We start from the raw sequence: 19,745 nt of genomic DNA on the forward strand, positions 1-19,745 counted from the left end.
GCGGTAGCCCGCACGCGCCAGATCGCCCGTGGAAGCCACTTAGCCGCGGATGTGACGTTCGAATCATCACCTGTGGCACAGTGCAGTGAATCCGACTGGAAGCAGACTCCGGGCCGTCGTCGTCGGCCATGACATCGGCACCATGGTGGCCTATGCCTACGCAGCCCGTTATCCGGACAAAACCGAGCGCCTGGTCGTGATGGATGCGCCCGTTCCCGGCATCCCTCCCTGGGACCAGATCGTGCGCTCGCCATTGCTTTGGCACTTCGATTTCGGCGGTCCCGACATGGAGCGCCTGGTCGCCGGACGCGAGCGAATCTATCTGGATCGATTCTGGAACGAGTTCGCCGGCGACCCGAGCAAGATGGACGAGGGCACGCGTCGGCACTATGCCGACATCTATGCCCGCCCGGGCGCGATGCATTCCGCGTTCGCCCAGTTCCGCGCCATTCGCCAGGATGCGGACATCAACCAGGCGTCGTTGGCGACGAAACTGCCCATGCCGGTGCTCGCTATTGGCGGAGAGAAGTCATTCGGGGCAAACGAGGCCATCGTCATGCGCCATGCCGCAGGGAACGTCACGGGCCTGGTCATTCCCGGCGCAGGCCACTGGCTGATGGAAGAAGCGACGGACACCACGGTAGGCGCCATACGGAGTTTCGTCGACGGTAAGCCGGTTGTCGGAGCGATGGCGAATTGAGCTGGCAGGCCGTGAGGGCCGTCCTTTCGAGGCACCACCTTACGGTCACAGCCATTTCATGGCTCGGGTGCGACATCTGAGACTCGTCTACGGAGATTCACCATGTCACGCACCCTRCCCCGCCTCATGGCCACCGCCTTCCTCGCCGCTGCCCTACCCATGGCCGCCCTCGCCCAGCACACCGATTCCAAGGGCGGCACACCGACCGACGCTGGTTTCGTCACCAATGCCAGCGGCGCCGGCCTCGCCGAGATCGAAGCCGGCAAGCTGGCCGAGACGAACGCCGGCTCGGACAAGGTCAAAGCCTTTGCACGGCAGATCGTGGCCGATCACACCAAGGCGGGTGAGGAACTGAAGACGCTCGCAGCGGGCGACCGCGGCTATGCCACCGCCGAATCGCCGCCGCCAGCGAACCAGAAGGACATCAACGCGCTGAAGATGCTTAACGGCACGGCGTTCGACAAGGAGTTCGCCAAGGTCATGGTGGCTGACCACCAGAAGGCTGTCGCGATTTTCGAGGTCGAGGCGGAGAAGGGGTCGAACAAGGATCTGCAGGCGTTTGCGACGAAGACGCTGCCTACGTTGAAGGAGCATCTGAAGATGGCTCGGGCTTTGAATACTGGGAAGTGATTGCGAAACGCAACGGGATCGCTAGCGCCCATCGCCGATGAATCGGCTCCTACAGAAGAGCATGCTTCGCTTTTTGTAGGAACCGATTTATCGGCGATGGCTACGGAGCGCTGCGTCGGACGAACCCGCGCAACGTCAACCCCGGCGAGGTCACGAACTCGACCGGCCGCGGCATGCCCTCATCCCCTGCGATGAAGACGAACGAATCGCCGTCAAGTTCATAGCTCGCAGGTAAGAGCTTCCCGGCATCGTCGCCCATGCTGTCGATCCAGGTGATCGAACGCGGGGTAGTGCTGGGGTCGAGGATGAAGCGGCCTGCGAGCAGGAGTTCGCCATCGGCCAGACGCACGGCGAAGGTATTGCCTTCGATGGTGGTGATGGCGCCGTTGCCGCCGTGGACGTCAGGCGGATCGATGACGCCGTTTTCTTCGAAGCGGGTTTGGGACCAGGTGCCCTGGAGACGTTCTAGGTCATTCATTTTTCTTCCGTGAAAAGTTTTGGCTAGCATCCGTTCGCCGATGAATCGGCTCCTACAAGGAGCGTGATCGCGCTCTGTGTGGGAGCCGATTCATCGGCGATGCTTTTGGCGACGGATCAGCCGTTGCGGTTGGAGCCAGAAAGTACGTCAACCCAGACGGCGAGGACGAGGATCACGCCCTTGATGATCATCTGCCAGGAGTTGTCGACGTCCATCAGCTGCATGCCGTTGTCGAGGCTGGCCATGACCAGTGCGCCGATCAGCGCGCCGTAGACCGTGCCCGAGCCGCCGCGCATGGAGGTGCCGCCGATGAAGCAGGCCGAGATCGCGTCGAGCTCGCCACCGGTACCGGCGGACGGTGAACCCGAGCCGGTACGCGCCACGGTAATGATGCCGGCGAAGGCGCACATCAGGCCCATGATCGCGAACACCACGAGCTTGACGCGTGCCACGTTCACGCCGGAAAGGCGCGTGGCTTCCATGTTGCCGCCCACCGCGTAGATGTGACGACCGAACACGGTCTGCGTGGAGACGTACGTGAACACGGCAAGCAGGCCGAGCAGGATCATCACCGGAATGGGGATGCCGTTGGCGTCGTTGAGCATCCGCACGAAGCCGAAAATGAACGCACCGATCGCCACGATCTTCGCCACGTCGATCCACAAGGCGCCTTGCTGCAGACCAAGCTTGGCGCGGCGTACACGACGGCGCGCGGTCAATGCCACCATGGCCAGGAAGATCAGGCCACCGATCCACACCGACACGCCAGGCGGGACGAAGCCCTGGCCGATCGCGATGAGGTTATCCGGCGCCGGCGCGATCGTGGAACTGCCGGTAATGAAGAGCACGATGCCGCGGAAGGCGAGCATGCCGCCCAGGCCGACGATGAACGAGGGCACGCGCATCTTGGTGACGATGTAGCCGTTGACCGCGCCGATCAGCAGGCCGAGTACCAGCACCGCACCGATGGCGGGCCATGTGCCCCAGCCCTGGTTCACGGTGAGGATGGCGACCACGCCACCGAGGAGGCCGAGCTGCGAACCGATCGACAGATCGATCTCGCCGGCGATGATGACGAACACCATGCCGCAGGCAAGCATGCCGGTGATCGCCATCTGTCGGAACAGATTGGACAGATTGCCCGGCGTGACGAAGGCTGCATCCGTCTTGATGTGGAAGAACAGCCAGATGAGCGCGACGGCGATGAGCAGCGCGAGGATCTTGTAACGGACGAACAGTTGCTGGATTTGCTGCGACTGCATGGAGGAGCTTCCCTGGTAACGCGTGAATAGGTTTGAGGATCAGGCCGCGTGTGCGGGCCCCTCGGCGGCATGCGAGATAGCGGCGGCGAGCACCTGCTCCTGCGTCAGGCCGACGTTCTTGAAGTCGCCACGCAGCTTACCCTCGCCGACGACGAGGACGCGATCGCTCACGCCGAGCACCTCAGGCATTTCCGAGGACACCATGATGATCGCGACGCCCTTGGCGGCCAGTTCGAACATGAGTTTATAGATGTCGTACTTGGAGCCGACATCGACGCCACGGGTGGGCTCGTCCAGGATCAGGACCTTGGGCCCGGGCAGCAGCATCTTGGTCAGCACGGCTTTCTGCTGATTGCCGCCGGAGAGGCCCATGATGGCAAGCTCCGGACTGGCCGTCTTCACGCGAAGGCGCTTGATCTCGGCGTCGACCACCTGCAGCTCGGCCTGGCGGTCGATCTGACCGGCATGCGCGTAATGCGAGAGGGTCGCGAGGGTGATGTTGTCGCCCACGCCCAACAACGGAACGATACCCTGGCGCTTGCGGTCTTCAGGCACGAGCGAGAGACCGGCCTTGATCGCCTGCTCTGGGCTCTTGATCTTGATCGGCTTGCCTTCGAGGACCAGCTCGGCCTCGTAGCGACCCGGATAGGCGCCGAAGATCGCGGAGACGAGCTCGGTACGGCCTGCGCCCACAAGACCGGCGATGCCGAGGATTTCGCCCCGCCGAAGCTGGAAGGAAATATCGTCCACGCGCTTGCGGTTCGGGTTGGCGAGGTCCCAGCAGGTGACGTGCTTCGCTTCGAAGATCACATCACCGATGTCGTGATCCACCTTCGGGAACAGGTTCTCGATATCGCGGCCGACCATCGCGGTGATGATCGAATGCGTGGTCATCTCGCTCATCGGCTTGGTGACGATGTGCTTGCCATCGCGGATCACGGTGACGGTATCGCAGACGCGCGCCACTTCCTCGAGCTTGTGCGAGATGTACACGCAAGCAACGCCATCGTGCTTGAGGTCCTCGATGATCGCCAACAGCGTGTCGGTCTCGGAGGAGGTCAGCGATGAGGAGGGCTCGTCGAGGATGAGCAGACGTGCATTCTTGGCCAGCGCCTTGGCGATTTCGAACAGCTGCTGGTAGCCGCCGCCGTAGTTCATCACGGGTGCCGCGACGTTGACGTCCTTCAGCTTGAGCCGCGCAAGCAAGGCATCGGCTTTCGCATACATCGCGTCGTAATCCATCACACCGCCGAACTTGCGGATCTCGTTGCCGAGAAAAATATTCTCGGCAACGGAGAGCTGCGGAACCAGCATCAGCTCCTGGTGGATGATGACAATGCCGGCCGCCTCGCTGTCACGCACGGATGCCGCGCGCAGGGGCTTGCCGTCAAAAAGAATTTCGCCTTCCCAGGTACCGTAGGGGTACACGCCGGAGAGGACTTTCATCAGGGTCGACTTGCCGGCGCCATTCTCGCCGCACRGGCCGACGCACTCGCCTGGCCGCACAGCCAGGTCGATGCCATTGAGCGCGCGTACGCCGGAAAATTCCTTGACGATATTGCGCATCTCGAACAGGTATTCGCTCACCGATATTTCCTTTGGCAGGACGACGCCCCGCCATCAGGCGGGGCGTCGTCGATCTTACGCCTAACGCTAGCTTACGGGCCGACCTGCGCCTGGGTGTAGAAGCCGTCCTTCACCACGAGGTCGACGTTCTGCTTGGTCAGCAGGGTCGGGGTGAGCAGGATGGTGTTGATGTCACCCTTGCCGTTGTTCATCTTGGAGGTGAACTGCGGCGCGGTGCCCTGGGCCAGGTCGATGGCCAGGTTGGCGGCATCGGTGGCGATCGTCTTGATCGGCTTGTAGACCGTCATGGTCTGCGTGCCGGCCTTGATGCGCTTGATCGCGGCGAGATCGGCATCCTGGCCCGACACGGCCACCTTGCCAGCCAGCTTCTGGCCGGTCAGGGCGGCGATGGCGCCGCCGGCGGTGCCGTCGTTCGAAGCGACGATGCCCTGGATGTTGTTCTTGTTCGCGGTCAGCGCGTTCTCGATGATCGACTGCGCGTTCGAGGCAAGCCATTCGTTGGTCCACTGCTGGCCGACGATCTTGATGTCACCCTTGTCGACCAGCGGCTTGAGCACCTTCATCTGGCCCTCGCGAAGGATCTTCGCGTTGTTATCGGTCGGGGCGCCACCGAGCAGGAAGTAGTTGCCCTTCGGAGCCGCGTTGACCACGCCCTGCGCCTGCATCTGGCCAACCTTGTCGTTGTCGAACGAGATATACGCGTCGACGTCGGCATTGAGGATCAGGCGGTCATACGAGATGACCTTGATACCGGCCTTCTTCGCTTCGCCGACCACCGTGGTGAGCGTCTTGGCGTTGAACGGCACGATGACGATGACGTCGACCTTGCGGGCGATCAGCCCTTCGATCTGCGAGATCTGCTTCTGTTCGTTGGCGTCGGCGGACTGTACCGAGACGGTGCCACCCTTGGCTTCGACAGCGGCCTTGAAGTAGTCGCGGTCCTTGGTCCAGCGCTCGACGCGCAGATCGTCGATGGAGAAACCGATGACCGGCTTTTCCTTGCTGGCGTGCGCCTGCGGAGCGGCGAACACGCCTGCGGCGACCATCGATACGGCGAGGACCGTGTATAGAGCCTTCTGCTTCATGCTTATCTCCGTGCTTATGGAATCGCCCCTCAGGAAGGGCGGAAATCGTCGCCGCGAGCGGCGTCGGTAGTCAGGGACTTCAACTGCTCGTAGGTACGGCGGAACAAAGGGTGGCGCGTTTGCAGGAAATAAGCATGACGCGCTGCATCGGGCTCGTAAGTGGCCGTCACGGCGGGCATCGGGCAAACCTCTTCCAACGTGGCCTTGGGATCCGCCGCGAGGTGGGCCAGACGGGCCGCGCCAAGCGCCGGACCGACCTCGCCACCGCTGCGCAGGACCAGCCGCTTGCCGAGAATGTCGGCCAGCATGCGGATCCAGTAGGCACTGCGTGAACCACCGCCGATCACCGTGATCTCTTCGGCCACCAGGCCGGTGGATTCCACCGCGAGCAACCCGTCCAGAAGGCCGAGGCCAACGCCTTCGAGCGTCGCATTGGCGAGATCGGCGCGATCGGTCTCCGGACCCAGGCCCGTGAAGGAACCCCGGGCATGGGCGTCGTTGTGGGGCGTGCGCTCACCCGTGAGATAAGGCAGGAACAGGGGGCCGTCGGGCTTGAGGCCGCTCGCCTCGGCTTCGGCGAGCAACGCCGGCACGTCCTTCTGGCCGGTAAGGCGTGCCGTGAAGTCGAGGCAACTGGCGGCATTGAGCATCACCGACATCAAGTGCCAGGTATCGGGCAAGGCATGGCAGAAGCTGTGCACGGCCTGCTCTGGACTCGAGCGGAAGCCATCGGAGACAGCGAAGTAGACACCGGACGTGCCCAGCGACAGCATGGCCTGGCCATCGCGAACGATACCGACACCGACCGCGCCTGCCGCGTTGTCACCGCCACCTGCAGCCACCGGCACCGTGTCCATGCCCCAGCGCTCGGCCAGCTCCTTGCGCAGCCGGCCAGCGGGCTGGCTGCCTTCGAACACCTGCGGCATGTGCGAACGGTCAAGCCCCGTGGCCGCGAGCATGGCGTCGTTCCACTGGCGCTTTGCCACGTCCAGCCAGAGCGTACCGGCAGCATCCGAGGCGTCCGTCATGTACTCGCCGGTGAGCAGCAGGCGCAGGTAATCCTTCGGCAGCAATACCTTGGCGACCCGACCGAACACCTCGGGCTCGTGCTTGCGCACCCAGGCCAGCTTCGGTGCCGTGAAGCCGGGCATGGCAAGGTTGCCGGTGATCTCGCGGAAGCCAGGGACCCTTTCCAGCTCGGCACATTCCACATCCGAACGGCCGTCATTCCAGAGAATGGCGGGCCGCAGGATGTTGTCGGACTTATCGAGCAGCGTGGCTCCGTGCATCTGCCCCGAGAGGCCGATGGCCGCCACGCGGCGGGCATCGGTTCCCTTGAGGACATCCGCAACGGCGGCCTCGGTCGCCGACCACCAGGTCGCGGGGTCCTGTTCGGACCATCGCGGCCTGGGATGGGATACCTCGAGCGGGCTGGTGGCGCTGGCGCGCACCTCTCCCGCGTCATCGACGAGCACCGCCTTGACGGAGGAGGTGCCGAGGTCGATACCGAGGTACATACGTGCCGAAGCTTCCATGTCGGGTTTCATATCACCCATAGATATAGCGGTTGACGATGTTCTCGAGCAACTCCTGTCCGCCCGACACGTGCTTCGGGTGGATGTCGCGGGAGATGGCCTCGTCCGAAAGCGAAGCGAGCGTGAAGCCGCCCTGAAGGATCTTGCTGCCGAAGTCCGCATCCCAGCCGGCATAGCGCTTGGCCTTGAAGTCGGCCAGTGCGTCGCGCTCGATCATCTTCGCCGCCCGCTCCAGGCTGAGCGCCAGCGCGTCGATGGCGCCAATGTGGCCGTGGAAGAGGTCTTCCGGTGCGCTGCTCTGGCGGCGAACCTTGGTGTCGAAGTTGTAACCGCCCGTGGTGAAACCGCCAGCCTTGAGAATCTCGTAGGTGACGAGGGTGAGCTCTTCGACGCTGTTCGGGAACTGGTCGGTGTCCCAGCCGTTCTGCGGATCGCCGCGATTGGCGTCGATCGAGCCGAACAGGCCCAGCGCGATCGAGGTGGCGACCTCGTGCTGGAACGAGTGACCGGCGAGCGTGGCGTGGTTGGCTTCGAGGTTGGTCTTGACCTCGTTCTCCAGGCCGAAGTCCTTCAGGAAACCGTAGACCGTGGCGCTGTCGTAATCGTACTGGTGCTTGGTCGGCTCCTGCGGCTTGGGTTCGATCAGGATCGTGCCCTTGAAGCCGAGCTTGTGCTTGTGCTCCACCACCATCTGGAAGAAGCGGCCGAGCTGGTTACGCTCGCGCTTCAGATCGGTGTTGAGCAGGGTCTCGTAACCCTCGCGGCCGCCCCACAGCACGTAATTCGCGCCGCCGAGGCGATGCGTGGCTTCCATGGCGTGACGGACCTGGGTTGCCGCATAGGCGAACACTTCCGGCTGCGGATTGGTCGCGGCGCCCGCGGCATAACGCGGGTTGCTGAATACGTTGGCCGTGCCCCAGAGCAGCTTCACGCAGGTCTCGGCCTGCTTCTTCTCGAGCACGTCGACCATCGCGGCGAAGTTGTTCTTGTATTCGGCGAGGTTGGCGCCTTCCGGGGATACGTCGGTGTCATGGAAGGTATAGAACGGCGTACCCAGGCGGGTGAAGAAATCGAACGCCGCGTCGGCCTTCTCGCGTGCCTTGTCCATCGGGTCGCCGGCCGTGTGCCACGGGCGGTCAAAGGTGCCGGCACCGAACACGTCCGAGCCCGGCCAGACGAAGGTGTGCCAGTAGCACACGGCCAGGCGCAGGTGCTCGGCCATGCTCTTGCCCAGGACCTGCTTATTGGCATCGTAGTGGTGAAACGCCAGCGGGTTATCCGAGCCGGCGCCTTCGAAGGCGATCTTGGGGATGTTGGAAAAGTACGACATAACAATTCCTTGACGAACGTGGGGACGAATCCCGACGATGCTGACGATCAAGGGCCATGCGGCGCAATTGCGATTTCCCTCGCCGTTCCCGTGGTTTTCTTTGCCGCGGTGCGTCATGACCGGTTTAACGCGCGGCGTGGTAATTTCCACGGTCATGACACCCCATCGCATCGCCCTTCTTTTCAACGCGAACAAGGTTTATGACCGTCAGGTCATCGCCGGCATTGGGCATTACCTCAACAGCACGCGCGTCGAGTGGGACCTCTTCATGGAAGAGGACTTCCGCAGCCGCATGCGCGATATCCACCAGTTTCGCGGCGACGGGGTCATTGCCGACTTCGACGACCCCGAGGCACCGGACATGTTGAGCGACCTCCACATTCCCGTGGTGGCGGTGGGCGGCTCGTATCACGACCCGGCCAACTACCCGACCGACGTGCCTTACATCGCCACGGATAACGCCCGGCTGATCCGCCTCGCCTACGACCACCTGATTGAGCAGGGCCTGACGCGATTCGCTTTTTATGGCCTGCCACCGCACCCGACCAGCCGCTGGGCCCATGAACGCGAGCACGCGTTCCGCGCCATCGTGGAGGAAGAATCGGTCGAAGGACTGGTCTACCAGGGCTCTCCGACCAGTGCCGGCGGCTGGGGGCAGGCCGTCGAAGAGCTGGTGACCTGGCTGGCCGAGCTGCCCAAGCCCATCGGCATCGTGGCAGTCACCGATGCGCGCGCCCGGCAATTGCTGCAGGCCTGTGTGATGGGCGGCATCGCGGTACCTGAGCAGATCGCCATCGTCGGTATCGACAACGACCCGATGGCCCAGCTGCTCACGCGCATCCCGCTCACTTCGGTGATTCAGGGCGCGGAGGAAATGGGCCGCACCGCGGCCCATCTGCTGCACCAGATGCTGCGTGGCATGGACTGCGCTGGCACCCGCGTGCTCGTGCCACCGGTCGGTATCAACGTGCAGGCGTCGAGCAAGTTCCATCCGATACGCAGCCCGCATGTGATGCGCGCCAGCCATTACATCCGCCAGTACGGTTGCCTCGGCATCAAGACCGAACAGGTTGCCGACTACGTGGGCGTATCACGCACCGTGCTCGAAGAACACTTCAAACGCGAGCTTAAACAGACCGTGCACCAGGTGATCCTCACGCACAAGCTGGATACCGCCTGCGATCTCATCGCCAACTCGGACGTATCGCTCGCCGACATCGCGTTGCGCTGTGGCTTCACCTCACTGCAATACATGTATGCGGTATTCCGGCGCGAATACGACTGTACGCCGCGCCAGTACCTCGACCTCCATCGCAAGACGGCCGCAACCTGATCGTTGCCCGCAGGGATCGCTTTATCCATGCCCGTATTCAATGCCACCGCCTGGGGCCAGCTTCCCGACGGCCGACCGCTCCACCGCTGGACCCTGCGCAACGCGAGCGATGCGCAGATCGACATCACCGATCTCGGCAGCACGTTGCTCGGCTGGCAATCGCCCGATCGCCAGGGGCGCCTGGGCGAGGTGTTGCTCGGCCATGCCACGGCGCAGCAGTACCTCGACTCGAATGCCTACATGGGCGCCATCGTCGGTCGCTGGGCCAACCGCATACGCGGCGGGCGTTTTCGCCTCGATGGCATCGACTACAAGGTAGACCGCAATGACGGTGGCAACCATCTGCATGGCGGCCAGTACGGTTTCCACCTGCAGCGCTGGGACGTGGAAGCGGACGGCGAGTCGCTGGTGATGCGCCTGGTTTCACCTGAGGGCGACGGCGGCTTCCCGGGCGAGGTACGCGTGGAACTCCGCTGCCGTTTCGACGACGACGGCACGCTGGACCTCCAGTACGAAGCCACGTCCGATGCGCCGACCCCGTTGAGCCTCACCGCCCACCCCTATTTCAATCTCAATGACCGTCGGCCGGATATCCGCGACCACGTCATCCGGATCGATGCGGACGAGTTCCTTGCCATCGACGCGGGGGCGATTCCGGTTGGCCGGCAGCACGTGGCGGGCACCGCGTTCGATTTCCGCGACGCGGCGCCGATCGGATCGCGCCTGCATTGGCCCGATCCACAACTTCGCCTCGTCGGCGGGTTCGATCACTGCTACATCCCGCGTGGACCGACGGGCTCGGCGCTGCGAACGGTGGCGGTCGTCAGTGAACCCTCGAGTGGTCGTCGCCTGACGGTTGAGACGGATCGGCCGGGCTTGCAGTTCTACAGTGGCCAGAAGCTCACCGGCCAGCCCAGCCGCGACCCGGAGCCGTACGGCCCGTTCGCCGGCTTCGCCCTGGAGGCCCAGGCCTTTCCCGACCAGGTCAACTCGCCGGAGTCCGAAGGAGCGATCCTGCGGCCCGGGGTCACCTGGCGCCAGCACACGCGTTACAAGGTCGATACCGCCTGATCGCACCTACCTCTGTAGGAGCCGATTCATCGGCGATCCCGCGCCAGCGGGCAAGGTTGCCTCAAGCACCCATCGCCGATAAATCGGCTCCCACAAGAGCCTTGAGGGCCCCGGGCGGGTAGAATGGGCGGATGTCCCTTATCCAACTCCTCAATGTCGACTACAGCGTCGGCGGCCCGCTCCTGCTCGAACAGGTCAATCTTTCCCTCGATGCCGGCGAGCGTGTCTGCATCGTCGGGCGCAACGGCGCCGGAAAGTCCACCCTGCTCAAGCTGATCGCCGGCGAAATCCATGCCGACGACGGCGAGATCCGCCTGCAGGGCGGCACCCGCATCGCCCGCCTGACCCAGGAAGTGCCGCAGGACACCACGGGCAGTGTGTTCGACGTCGTGGCCGATGGCCTGGGCGAGTTGGGTCATCTGCTCGCCCGCTACCATCACGCGCTCGAAGCGGGCGACATGGACGCGCTGGGCGAAGTCCAGACGAAGATCGAGACGCTGAACGCCTGGGACCTCGAGTCGCGCGTGGAGCAGGTGATCGAGCGGCTGGAGCTACCCGCCGATACCGATTTCGCCGACCTCTCCGGTGGTATGAAACGGCGCGTGCTACTGGGTCAGGCACTCGTGCGGGACCCCAACCTGCTCCTGCTCGATGAGCCGACCAACCACCTCGACATCGAGGCGATCGCCTGGCTCGAAACCTTCCTGAAGAACTTCAGCGGCAGCATCGTCTTCATCACCCATGACCGCAGCTTCCTGCGTTCACTGGCCACGCGCATCGTCGAGATCGACCGCGGCAACGTGACCAGCTGGCCGGGCGACTACGACAATTACCTGCGCCGCCGCGAAGAGCGCCTGCATGCGGAAGCCCAGGCCGTCGCGCACTTCGATCGCAAGCTGGCCCAGGAAGAAGTCTGGATCCGCCAGGGCATCAAGGCACGACGGACCCGTAACGAAGGCCGCGTGCGCGCGCTGAAGGCGCTGCGCAACGAGCGCGCCGAGCGTCGTGAGCAGTCGGGTACGGCCAAGATCACGCTCGCGGTTGCGCAGGCGGGTGGACGCAAGGTGGTCGACGCCAAGCACATCACCCAGGCCTACGGCGGCCGCACGCTGCTGGGCGATATTTCGACCACCATCATGCGCGGCGACCGCGTTGGCATCATGGGACCGAACGGCGCGGGCAAGTCCACGCTACTGAAGATCCTGCTTGCCGAGCTCAAACCTCAGCAGGGTGAAGTGACGCTCGGTACGGGCCTGCAGATCGCCTACTTCGACCAGCACCGCTCCACGCTCGACGACACCCTGAACGCGCTGGACAACGTGGCCGAAGGCCGCGAGTACATCGAGCTCAACGGCCAGCGCAAGCACATCATCGGCTACCTGCAGGACTTCCTGTTCTCGCCGGAACGTGCGCGCGCGCCGATCACCCGTCTCTCCGGTGGCGAGCGCAACCGCCTGCTGCTGGCCAAGCTGTTCGCCCAGCCGTCCAACCTGCTGGTGATGGATGAGCCGACCAACGACCTCGACGTGGAAACGCTGGAACTGCTCGAGGAGCTGCTCGGCGATTACACCGGCACGCTTCTGCTCGTGTCCCATGACCGCGACTTCATCGACAACGTGGTGACCAGCACCCTGGTGCTCGAGGGCGATGGCCAGGTCGGCGAGTACATCGGCGGCTATACCGAATGGTTGCGTCAGAAGCCGATCATCGCCGCGGCGCGTGCATCGAATGCGAAGTCCGCACCGGCGCCCACGCCGGCGCCGGCACCGGTAGTCGCTACCGCACCGAAGAAGAAGCTGTCGTTCAAGGAGCAGCGCGAGCTGGATCTCCTGCCGGCGAAGCTGGAGCAGCTCGAGGCCGAGATCGCGAAACGCACGGCGGCGATGAACGATCCGAAATATTTCCAGCAGGATGCCGCGGCGATCACTCGCGGCAACGAGGAACTGGCGAAGGTTCAGGCCGAGCTGGATACCGCATTCGCGCGGTGGGAAGAGCTGGAAGGTTGATCGCGCAACACGCGTGATCGCGAGCACCCTTCGCCGCTGAAGCGGCTCCTACCGAGCAGGTCGCAGCATCCCGCTCGGTAGGAGCCGATTCATCGGGGTAGGAGCCGATTCATCGGCGATGCTCCTACTCGCCGGTGCTCCTCCGTTACAACCGAAACACTTCCACCACCCGCGCCAACTCGCCCGCCTGATCCTCCAGGCTCTTTGCCGCAGCAGCGGCCTCCTCCACCAGCGCCGAGTTCTGCTGGGTCGAATCGTCCATGCGCGAGACGGCGTGGTTGATTCGGCCGATCTGCTCGGACTGATCGTTCGTCGCCCGGCTGATGCTGCCCATCAGGTCGGCCACGTCACGAATACGGCCGAGCACCGTCGTCATGTTGCGGCCCGCTTCGGTGACCAGGCCATGGCCAGCGTCAACCTGCTCGACCGATTCGGTGATCAGCGATTCAATCTCCTTCGCCGCCGTCGCACTGCGCTGGGCGAGGTTGCGCACCTCTTCGGCTACTACGGCGAAGCCCCTGCCCTGCTCGCCGGCGCGAGCGGCCTCGACAGCCGCATTCAACGCCAGGATGTTGGTCTGGAAGGCGATCCCGTTGATGATGCCGATGACGTCCGCAATACGCTGGGCGGAGGCCTGGATGCCGTTCATCGCCTCGACCGCCCCCTGCATCGCGCCCGCCTCCTGCTGTACGGCGACGCTGGCATGTTCGGCCAGCGTACTGGCGCGCGCTGCATTGCCGGCGTTGTCACGCACGGTACGCGTCAACTCGTCGAGGCTCGACGCCGTCATCTGCAACTCGTGCGCCTGGGTTTCGGTGCGCGTGGACAGATCGGCGTTACCCGCCGCGATTTCCGACGTGCTTCCCGCCATGCTCGCCGCCGCCTTGCGCACGGAGCGGGCGATGTCGCCGAGTCCGTCGCCGATGCCGTCGATGGAACGCATCAACTGACCGATTTCGTCGCCACGCGTGGTCTCCAGGCGTGCCGTAAGGTCACCCTCGGCAAGCCGCCTGGCCGCTTCGACCGCGTGCGACAGCGGCCGGGTGATACGCGCACGGATCGCGATGAAGAGCAGCAGGCAAAGCACGGCGACCATGCCGATAGCGGTACCGATCGCCACCATGCGCAGATGTCGCACCGGCCCATACAGTTCGTCCATGTCAACGGTGCCGGCGACCAGCCAGCTCCAGGCCGGATCGGTGGCATAGATGGCAAGACGATCCACCGTATGGCCGTCCGCGCTGGCGCTGTAACGCAATTCGCCCTGCTTGCCTGACAGCATGCGGCCGAACACCGGCTGACCGTCCACATCCATCACTTTCAGCGCCGCACCGTCGATCCGGGCGGCGGCATCCTTCATCATCGGATCCACGATGAACGTGCCGTAGCGCTTGCCGGCGCTGGCATCGATAACCGAGTAATAGCCGCTTTGGCCGATGTGGATCGAGGCGATCTCCTGGGAAAGATTGGCCATCTCACTGGTGATCTCGACACCAACGAACCAGGCGCCGATCACGTTGCCGGACGCGTCGTGGATCGGCTCGTAACGCGTGATATACGGGCGATCGAACAGGACCGCGGGGCCACCGTACGATTTATTGGACAGCAACTGCGGGAAGGCCGGGTGGGCGTGGTCGATCGACGTACCGACTGCGCGTGAGCCGTCTTCCTTCTTGAGGGACGTACTGACCCGAATGAAGTCCGGCCCGTCGCGGACGAACAGGGTCGCGACCACATGCGCCCGCGACGAGAACTCGTCCACCTGGCCGAACTCGCCGTTGAGCACCTTGCCGTCATGCAACAGGGTAGGCACGGTATGCCCGCCCATCGTCACGCGGTGCTTGTCATCCACCGAGAACGTGCCCGGGTAATAGCTCTCGAACAGGCCGAGGAAGCGATCCGATTCGGCGAGCAACGCACCGCTGAAGGTGTTTACCGTCGCGATGATGGCCCGGTTGCCCCGCGCGAGGTCGTCACGTGCACGCGTCTCCAGCTCCCGCGAGACCATGGTGGTCACCACGATCGTGAGTGCCGCGACACCCAGGGCCACGATGCCGACGACGAGCAGCGTCAGGCGGGCGCCCACGCTCATGCTGCGCGCAAAGGCGCGACTACCGATCCTGTTCATATGAAGCCTTTGCGAAGTCATCGGGCATCCCTTGCGGACACCCTTACACCGGCGTTGTCGGCAGACTTCCGGCGGACTTTAGGCCTTGGGGCGCATTCTCCTGGGCTGGTGAGACGGCGAAAACCGCCGTCTCACCGATTTGTCTGGCAAATCGTTCTTGTCTGGCAAATCGCTCAGCCGGTGTTCTGCAGACCCTGCGACACCCCATTGACGCAGGCCACCAGCGCATTGAGCAGGGCATCGTCCTTGCCGCCCGTGGCGCGCCAGCGCCTGAGCAGGTCGACCTGGAGAAGGCTCATGGGGTCCACGTAGGGATTGCGCAGGCGGATCGACGTGGCCAGGCGCGGATCGCCTGCAAGCAATTCGTCGGCACCCTTGAGCTTGAGGACCCAGGCCACCGTTCTTTCAAACTCCGCGCGGATCATCGGAAAGAAGCGCTCGTGCAGGGGGCCGGCAAGTCGGGAGAAGGCTTCGGCAATGTCGATGTCTGCCTTGGCCAGCACCATTTCCACGTCGTCCAGCATGGTCGAGACGAAGGGCCACTCGCGTGCCATGTTCACGAGATGCTCTTCCCCGCACTCCTTCGCCACGACATCCAGGGCACTGCCCAGGCCGTACCACCCGGTGAGCACGGCGCGGCACTGTGTCCAGGAGAATACCCACGGAATGGCGCGCAGATCTTCGACGCCCTTCATGCTGCGACGGCGCGCGGGACGCGAGCCGAGCGTCATGCGCTCGATCACGTCGATGGGGGTGGCGCCACGGAAATAATCGACGAAGCCTTCGGTATCGACGAAGGCGCGATACGCCTTGCGGCTTTCCGCCGAGAGCTTCGCCATGGTGTCCTTCCAGCCCGGCTCGCGTACTTCCACGTCGCGCGGGCGCAGCGAGGCGCGCATCACCGCGCCCAGCGTCTGCTCGAGGTTGCGCACGGCCAGCGCGCGAATACCGTATTTGCGATGAATCACCTCGCCCTGCTCGGTGACGCGCAGCACGCCGCCGACGGAACCCCGCGGCGAGGCCATCAGGGCCGGCGTGATGCGTGAACCGCCACGGCTGGCCGAGYCGCCGCGACCATGAAAGAAGGCCACACGGATGCCGGCCCTCTCCGCTACCTCGAGCAGATCGACCTGGGCGCGCTGCAGGCTCCACTTCGACGCCAGCGTGCCCCCGTCCTTACCGCTGTCCGAGTAGCCGAGCATCACCCACTGGCGATCGCCTCGGGCCTTCAGGTGCTCGCGATAGACCGGGTCGTCGAGCAGGGCCTGCAGGGTTTCCGCACCGCCGGCGAGATCGTCGATGGTCTCGAACAGGGGCGCGACGTCGAGCGGCACGCGTCCGTCTTCGACCAGGCCGCCGCGCCGCGCCAGTGCCAGCACGGCGAGCACGTCCGCCGCGCTTTCGGCCATGCTGATGATGTACAGGCCTGTAGCCTCGTGGCCGTAACGCTTGCGCGAATCCGCCAGGGTGGCGAATACATCGCGCAGCATCGTCGCGGCCTCGTTGCCATCGCCGGCGACGAAACTGCGCTCGCCGGCGGCGTAGGGACGCAGCATCTTTACCCGGGTGGGCGTGTCGTGGTTCGCGAACTCCGCGTCGTCGAGCAGTGCGGACAGCGCTTCGTCATGCACACGCGCATCCTGGCGTACGTCCAGACGAGCCAGGTGGAAGCCAAACGTACGCGCGCGCCAGAGCAGGCGCCCGACAACGTAGGCACCGGCATGCTTGCCGCCGTGCGCGACAAGGCTCTTCTGGATCAGCGCGATGTCGTCGATGAACTGGTCTGCCGAGGCGTACGCCGCGGCCTCTTCGTGCAACGTCGCGTCGAGCCGCGCGGCGACGAACTTCAGGAAGCTTCGGTACGGCATATCCGCATGACGCGGACGGATAGCCGCCGCGGCGGCGGGGAGTTCGTCGTGGTAGCGCTCCAGCCGGCGAACGAGCTGGTCGTCGAGCGCCACGCGGTCGTCGGTCTGGCTGAGCAGCCGACCCAGTTCGCCGGCGTCGTCAAGGTAACGCTCCAGCACCAGGGAACGCTGCGCACCGAGCGTTGCCGCAATGGTCTCGGCATTGACGTTCGGATTACCGTCCATGTCACCGCCGACCCAGGTGGCGAAACGCAGCAGACGCGGAAGGGTCACGCCTTCACCGTAGGTCTCCGCGATGGCCTGCTCCAGCGCTTCGTAAAGCGCCGGCAGCACACGGTAGATCGGTCGGGCGATATAGAAGCCCACATGATCGAACTCATCCTGCACGCTCGGCCGTACCGGCGAGGCCTCCGCCGTCTGCCAGCCGGCGGACAGCGCCATCAGGATGCGTGCGTCGTCGTCGCGAAGCTCCTGCGGCGTACGCGTCGGGTCGAACTCGTCGACCAGCGCGCGCACGATCTCCTGCTCCTTTTCCAGCAGCGAGCGGCGGACGGCCTCGGTGGGATGCGCGGTGAAGACCGGCTCGACATCCAGGCGGCCGAGCAGCGCGGTGAGCTCCTCGCGACTGACCCCGTCCTTCTTGAGTCGGGTCAGCACGGCGGCCAGCGACTCCGGCTGGGGCGCGCCGCCTTCCCGTTGGTAGTCGCGACGACGGCGAATGCGATGAACGCGCTCGGCCGTGTTCACCGCCTGGAAGTAGGTGGCAAAGGCGCGGGCCAGCGATTCGGCGTCGGCCGCCTCCAGGCCGGTCAGCGGCTCGGCAAGGGCATCCACGGYGGCGCCACTGCGCCGGCGGTGGATGGCCGTCGTCCTTACATGTTCCACGCGCTCGTAAAAGGCCTGGCCGCCCTGCTCGGCGAGCATCTGGCCAACCAGGGTACCGAGGCGGCGCACGTCCTCGCGTAGGGGGCCGTCGTGGGGCAGGAATTCGGGATCGCGTGCGGCTTCCATCGGGCGCTCTGCAGTCATCGGAACCCCGAGAGTACCTAAAAAAGTGTGTTCATCCCTGCATCCGGATTCCGCGATACAATGGGAGACCGTTTTGCCCGCCGAGGGGCGCTGCGACCATGGGATCCCCCATAGGCCAGGCTCGGCGCGGCCTCCTGTACAACGGCGCCCCCGTAACCAATCGGAGCTACGCCCCATGAACGCCGTTACCAAAGACACCGCATTCCAGGACTTCAAGGTCCGCGATATCACGCAGGCCGCCCTCGGTCGCCGTCGCATCCGTATGGCCGAAGAAGAAATGCCGGGCCTGATGCAGATCCGTGCGCGCTACGCCAAGGAGAAGCCGCTTCAGGGCGTGCGCCTCTCCGGCTCGCTGCATGTGACCAAGGAAACCGCCGTCCTCGCCGAAACCCTGCGCGAGCTGGGCGCCTCGGTGCGCTGGGCATCCTGCAACATCTTCTCCACCCAGGACGACGTCGCCGCGGCGCTCGCCGAGGGTGAACTGCCGGTGTTCGCCTGGAAGGGCGAGTCGCTGGAAGAGTACTGGGACTGCACGCTCGACATGCTGACCCACCCGGGCGAACTCGGCCCGCAGCTCATCGTCGACGACGGCGGCGACGCGACGCTCTTCATCCACAAGGGTGTCGAACTCGAAGACGGCAGCGACTGGGTCAACACGCCCAGCGGCAACCACGAAGAGCAGGTCATCAAGGACCTGGTCAAGCGCACCGCCGCCGCCCGTCCGGGCTGGTTCAAGAAGGTCGCCGCCGAATGGCGCGGCGTCTCGGAAGAGACCACCACCGGCGTGCATCGCCTGTACCAGCTCGCCGAAGCCGGCAAGCTGCTGGTCCCGGCCATCAACGTCAACGACTCGGTGACCAAGAGCAAGTTCGACAACCTCTACGGTTGCCGTGAGTCGCTGGCCGACGGCATCAAGCGCGCGACCGACCTCATGGTCGCCGGCAAGGTGGCCGTTGTCTGCGGTTACGGTGACGTGGGCAAGGGTTGCGCGCATTCGCTCAAGGGCTTCGGTGCCCGCGTGATCGTCACCGAAATCGATCCGATCAACGCCCTGCAGGCGGCGATGGAAGGTTTCCAGGTCACCACGATCGAAGAGACCCTCGGCCTCGGCGACATCTATGTCACCACCACGGGCAACAAGGACATCATCACGCTCGAGCACATGGCGGCGATGAAGAACAACGCCCTGGTCTGCAACATCGGCCACTTCGATAACGAAATCCAGATGGACCGCCTCAACGGCGCGAAGGACGTCACCCGCGAGACGATCAAGCCGCAGGTCGACCGCTACACGTTCGCCAAGGGCAACGCCATCTACATGCTGGCCGAAGGCCGCCTGGTGAACCTCGGTTGCGCCCACGGCCACCCGAGCTTCGTCATGTCGAACAGCTTCTCCAACCAGACGCTCGCGCAGTTGGACCTGTGGGCCAACAAGGACACCTACGAGAAGACGGTGTACCGCCTGCCGAAGAAGCTCGACGAGGAAGTCGCTCGCCTGCATCTGGCGCAGATCGGCGTGAAGCTCACCGTGCTGACCAAGGACCAGGCCGACTACATCGGCGTGCCGGTGGAAGGCCCGTACAAGCCGGATCATTACCGCTACTGATCCATCGCTTCATTGCGATATCGAAGGCGCCCCTCGGGGCGCCTTTTTTTGTCCGGGCTGTCGTAGGAGCCGATTCATCGGCGAATGGGTACTCGCG

General features: G+C 64.5%; 14 protein-coding genes and 1 riboswitch. Of the genes, 6 read left to right on the top strand and 8 right to left on the bottom strand.

Annotated features, from left to right (window positions below; all coding sequences use genetic code 11):
- Positions 1-85 precede the first annotated feature (85 nt).
- Both AC1DSN_RS03330 and AC1DSN_RS03335 read left to right on the top strand, forming a co-directional pair.
- Positions 86-700 carry an alpha/beta fold hydrolase gene (locus AC1DSN_RS03330; protein ID WP_477298002.1) on the top strand — a complete coding sequence of 205 codons (615 nt, stop codon included), beginning with the start codon at positions 86-88 and terminating at the stop codon, positions 698-700.
- Between the two features lie 102 nt (positions 701-802).
- Positions 803-1,330 (top strand): DUF4142 domain-containing protein, encoded by a 528-nt coding sequence (locus AC1DSN_RS03335; RefSeq protein ID WP_477329574.1) that lies wholly within the window; start codon positions 803-805, stop codon positions 1,328-1,330.
- Positions 1,331-1,430: 100 nt separating this feature from the next.
- Here the strand turns inward: AC1DSN_RS03335 and AC1DSN_RS03340 are convergent, their stop codons facing one another.
- The 6 genes from AC1DSN_RS03340 to xylA all read right to left on the bottom strand — a co-directional run bounded on the left by AC1DSN_RS03340 (position 1,431) and on the right by xylA (position 8,607).
- Positions 1,431-1,808, bottom strand: a complete 378-nt coding sequence (locus AC1DSN_RS03340) for a TIGR03067 domain-containing protein (protein ID WP_477298005.1) — start codon at positions 1,806-1,808, stop codon at positions 1,431-1,433.
- A gap of 116 nt (positions 1,809-1,924) precedes the next feature.
- Positions 1,925-3,070, bottom strand: coding sequence for a sugar ABC transporter permease (locus AC1DSN_RS03345; RefSeq protein ID WP_063571580.1), 1,146 nt, complete (start codon positions 3,068-3,070; stop codon positions 1,925-1,927).
- Positions 3,071-3,109: 39 nt separating this feature from the next.
- Entirely contained in the window at positions 3,110-4,657 is a 1,548-nt protein-coding gene (locus AC1DSN_RS03350; protein WP_477329576.1) for a xylose ABC transporter ATP-binding protein, read from the bottom strand.
- 71 nt (positions 4,658-4,728) lie between these two features.
- Positions 4,729-5,742 (bottom strand): D-xylose ABC transporter substrate-binding protein, encoded by a 1,014-nt coding sequence (gene xylF, locus AC1DSN_RS03355; protein ID WP_063571582.1) that lies wholly within the window; start codon positions 5,740-5,742, stop codon positions 4,729-4,731.
- A 29-nt stretch (positions 5,743-5,771) separates the two neighbouring features.
- The gene (gene xylB, locus AC1DSN_RS03360; RefSeq protein WP_477296122.1) at positions 5,772-7,277 is read right to left on the bottom strand and encodes a xylulokinase; all 1,506 of its coding nucleotides are present in this window, start codon (positions 7,275-7,277) and stop codon (positions 5,772-5,774) included.
- A gap of 13 nt (positions 7,278-7,290) precedes the next feature.
- A complete protein-coding gene (gene xylA, locus AC1DSN_RS03365; protein WP_477296121.1) occupies positions 7,291-8,607 on the bottom strand; it encodes a xylose isomerase in 1,317 nt (438 codons plus the stop codon).
- Positions 8,608-8,722: 115 nt separating this feature from the next.
- On the opposite strand from xylA, the gene AC1DSN_RS03370 reads away from it, so the two are divergent.
- From AC1DSN_RS03370 to AC1DSN_RS03380, 3 genes are all read left to right on the top strand, one after another.
- The gene (locus tag AC1DSN_RS03370; protein WP_477329579.1) at positions 8,723-9,940 is read left to right on the top strand and encodes a XylR family transcriptional regulator; all 1,218 of its coding nucleotides are present in this window, start codon (positions 8,723-8,725) and stop codon (positions 9,938-9,940) included.
- A gap of 27 nt (positions 9,941-9,967) precedes the next feature.
- Positions 9,968-11,011, top strand: a complete 1,044-nt coding sequence (locus AC1DSN_RS03375; protein WP_477296119.1) for an aldose epimerase family protein — start codon at positions 9,968-9,970, stop codon at positions 11,009-11,011.
- A gap of 131 nt (positions 11,012-11,142) precedes the next feature.
- Entirely contained in the window at positions 11,143-13,017 is a 1,875-nt protein-coding gene (locus tag AC1DSN_RS03380) for an ATP-binding cassette domain-containing protein (protein ID WP_477296118.1), read from the top strand.
- 145 nt (positions 13,018-13,162) lie between these two features.
- On the opposite strand, the gene AC1DSN_RS03385 is transcribed toward AC1DSN_RS03380, so the two are convergent.
- Together AC1DSN_RS03385 and ppc are read right to left on the bottom strand one after the other, a co-directional pair.
- Positions 13,163-15,145 carry a methyl-accepting chemotaxis protein gene (locus tag AC1DSN_RS03385; protein WP_477329581.1) on the bottom strand — a complete coding sequence of 661 codons (1,983 nt, stop codon included), beginning with the start codon at positions 15,143-15,145 and terminating at the stop codon, positions 13,163-13,165.
- Positions 15,146-15,318: 173 nt separating this feature from the next.
- Complete coding sequence (gene ppc / locus AC1DSN_RS03390) at positions 15,319-18,024, bottom strand: phosphoenolpyruvate carboxylase (RefSeq protein WP_477329583.1); 2,706 nt, start codon at positions 18,022-18,024, stop codon at positions 15,319-15,321.
- Between the two features lie 94 nt (positions 18,025-18,118).
- Positions 18,119-18,199: riboswitch (S-adenosyl-L-homocysteine riboswitch) on the top strand.
- A gap of 18 nt (positions 18,200-18,217) precedes the next feature.
- On the opposite strand from ppc, the gene ahcY reads away from it, so the two are divergent.
- Positions 18,218-19,648 (top strand): adenosylhomocysteinase, encoded by a 1,431-nt coding sequence (ahcY, locus tag AC1DSN_RS03395; RefSeq protein ID WP_213949718.1) that lies wholly within the window; start codon positions 18,218-18,220, stop codon positions 19,646-19,648.
- Positions 19,649-19,745: the final 97 nt, after the last annotated feature.

The sequence above is a fragment of the Luteibacter sp. P4_D7_3 genome, assembly GCF_056401735.1.

Coding starts and splice junctions, on each gene's coding strand:
- AC1DSN_RS03340 (WP_477298005.1), bottom strand. CDS start 1,808: ATGAATGACCTAGAACGTCTCCAGGGCACCTGGTCCCAAACCCGCTTC.
- AC1DSN_RS03345 (WP_063571580.1), bottom strand. CDS start 3,070: ATGCAGTCGCAGCAAATCCAGCAACTGTTCGTCCGTTACAAGATCCTC.
- xylF (WP_063571582.1), bottom strand. CDS start 5,742: ATGAAGCAGAAGGCTCTATACACGGTCCTCGCCGTATCGATGGTCGCC.
- xylB (WP_477296122.1), bottom strand. CDS start 7,277: ATGGAAGCTTCGGCACGTATGTACCTCGGTATCGACCTCGGCACCTCC.
- xylA (WP_477296121.1), bottom strand. CDS start 8,607: ATGTCGTACTTTTCCAACATCCCCAAGATCGCCTTCGAAGGCGCCGGC.
- AC1DSN_RS03370 (WP_477329579.1), top strand. CDS start 8,723: ATGACCGGTTTAACGCGCGGCGTGGTAATTTCCACGGTCATGACACCC.
- AC1DSN_RS03375 (WP_477296119.1), top strand. CDS start 9,968: ATGCCCGTATTCAATGCCACCGCCTGGGGCCAGCTTCCCGACGGCCGA.
- AC1DSN_RS03380 (WP_477296118.1), top strand. CDS start 11,143: ATGTCCCTTATCCAACTCCTCAATGTCGACTACAGCGTCGGCGGCCCG.
- AC1DSN_RS03385 (WP_477329581.1), bottom strand. CDS start 15,145: ATGAACAGGATCGGTAGTCGCGCCTTTGCGCGCAGCATGAGCGTGGGC.
- ahcY (WP_213949718.1), top strand. CDS start 18,218: ATGAACGCCGTTACCAAAGACACCGCATTCCAGGACTTCAAGGTCCGC.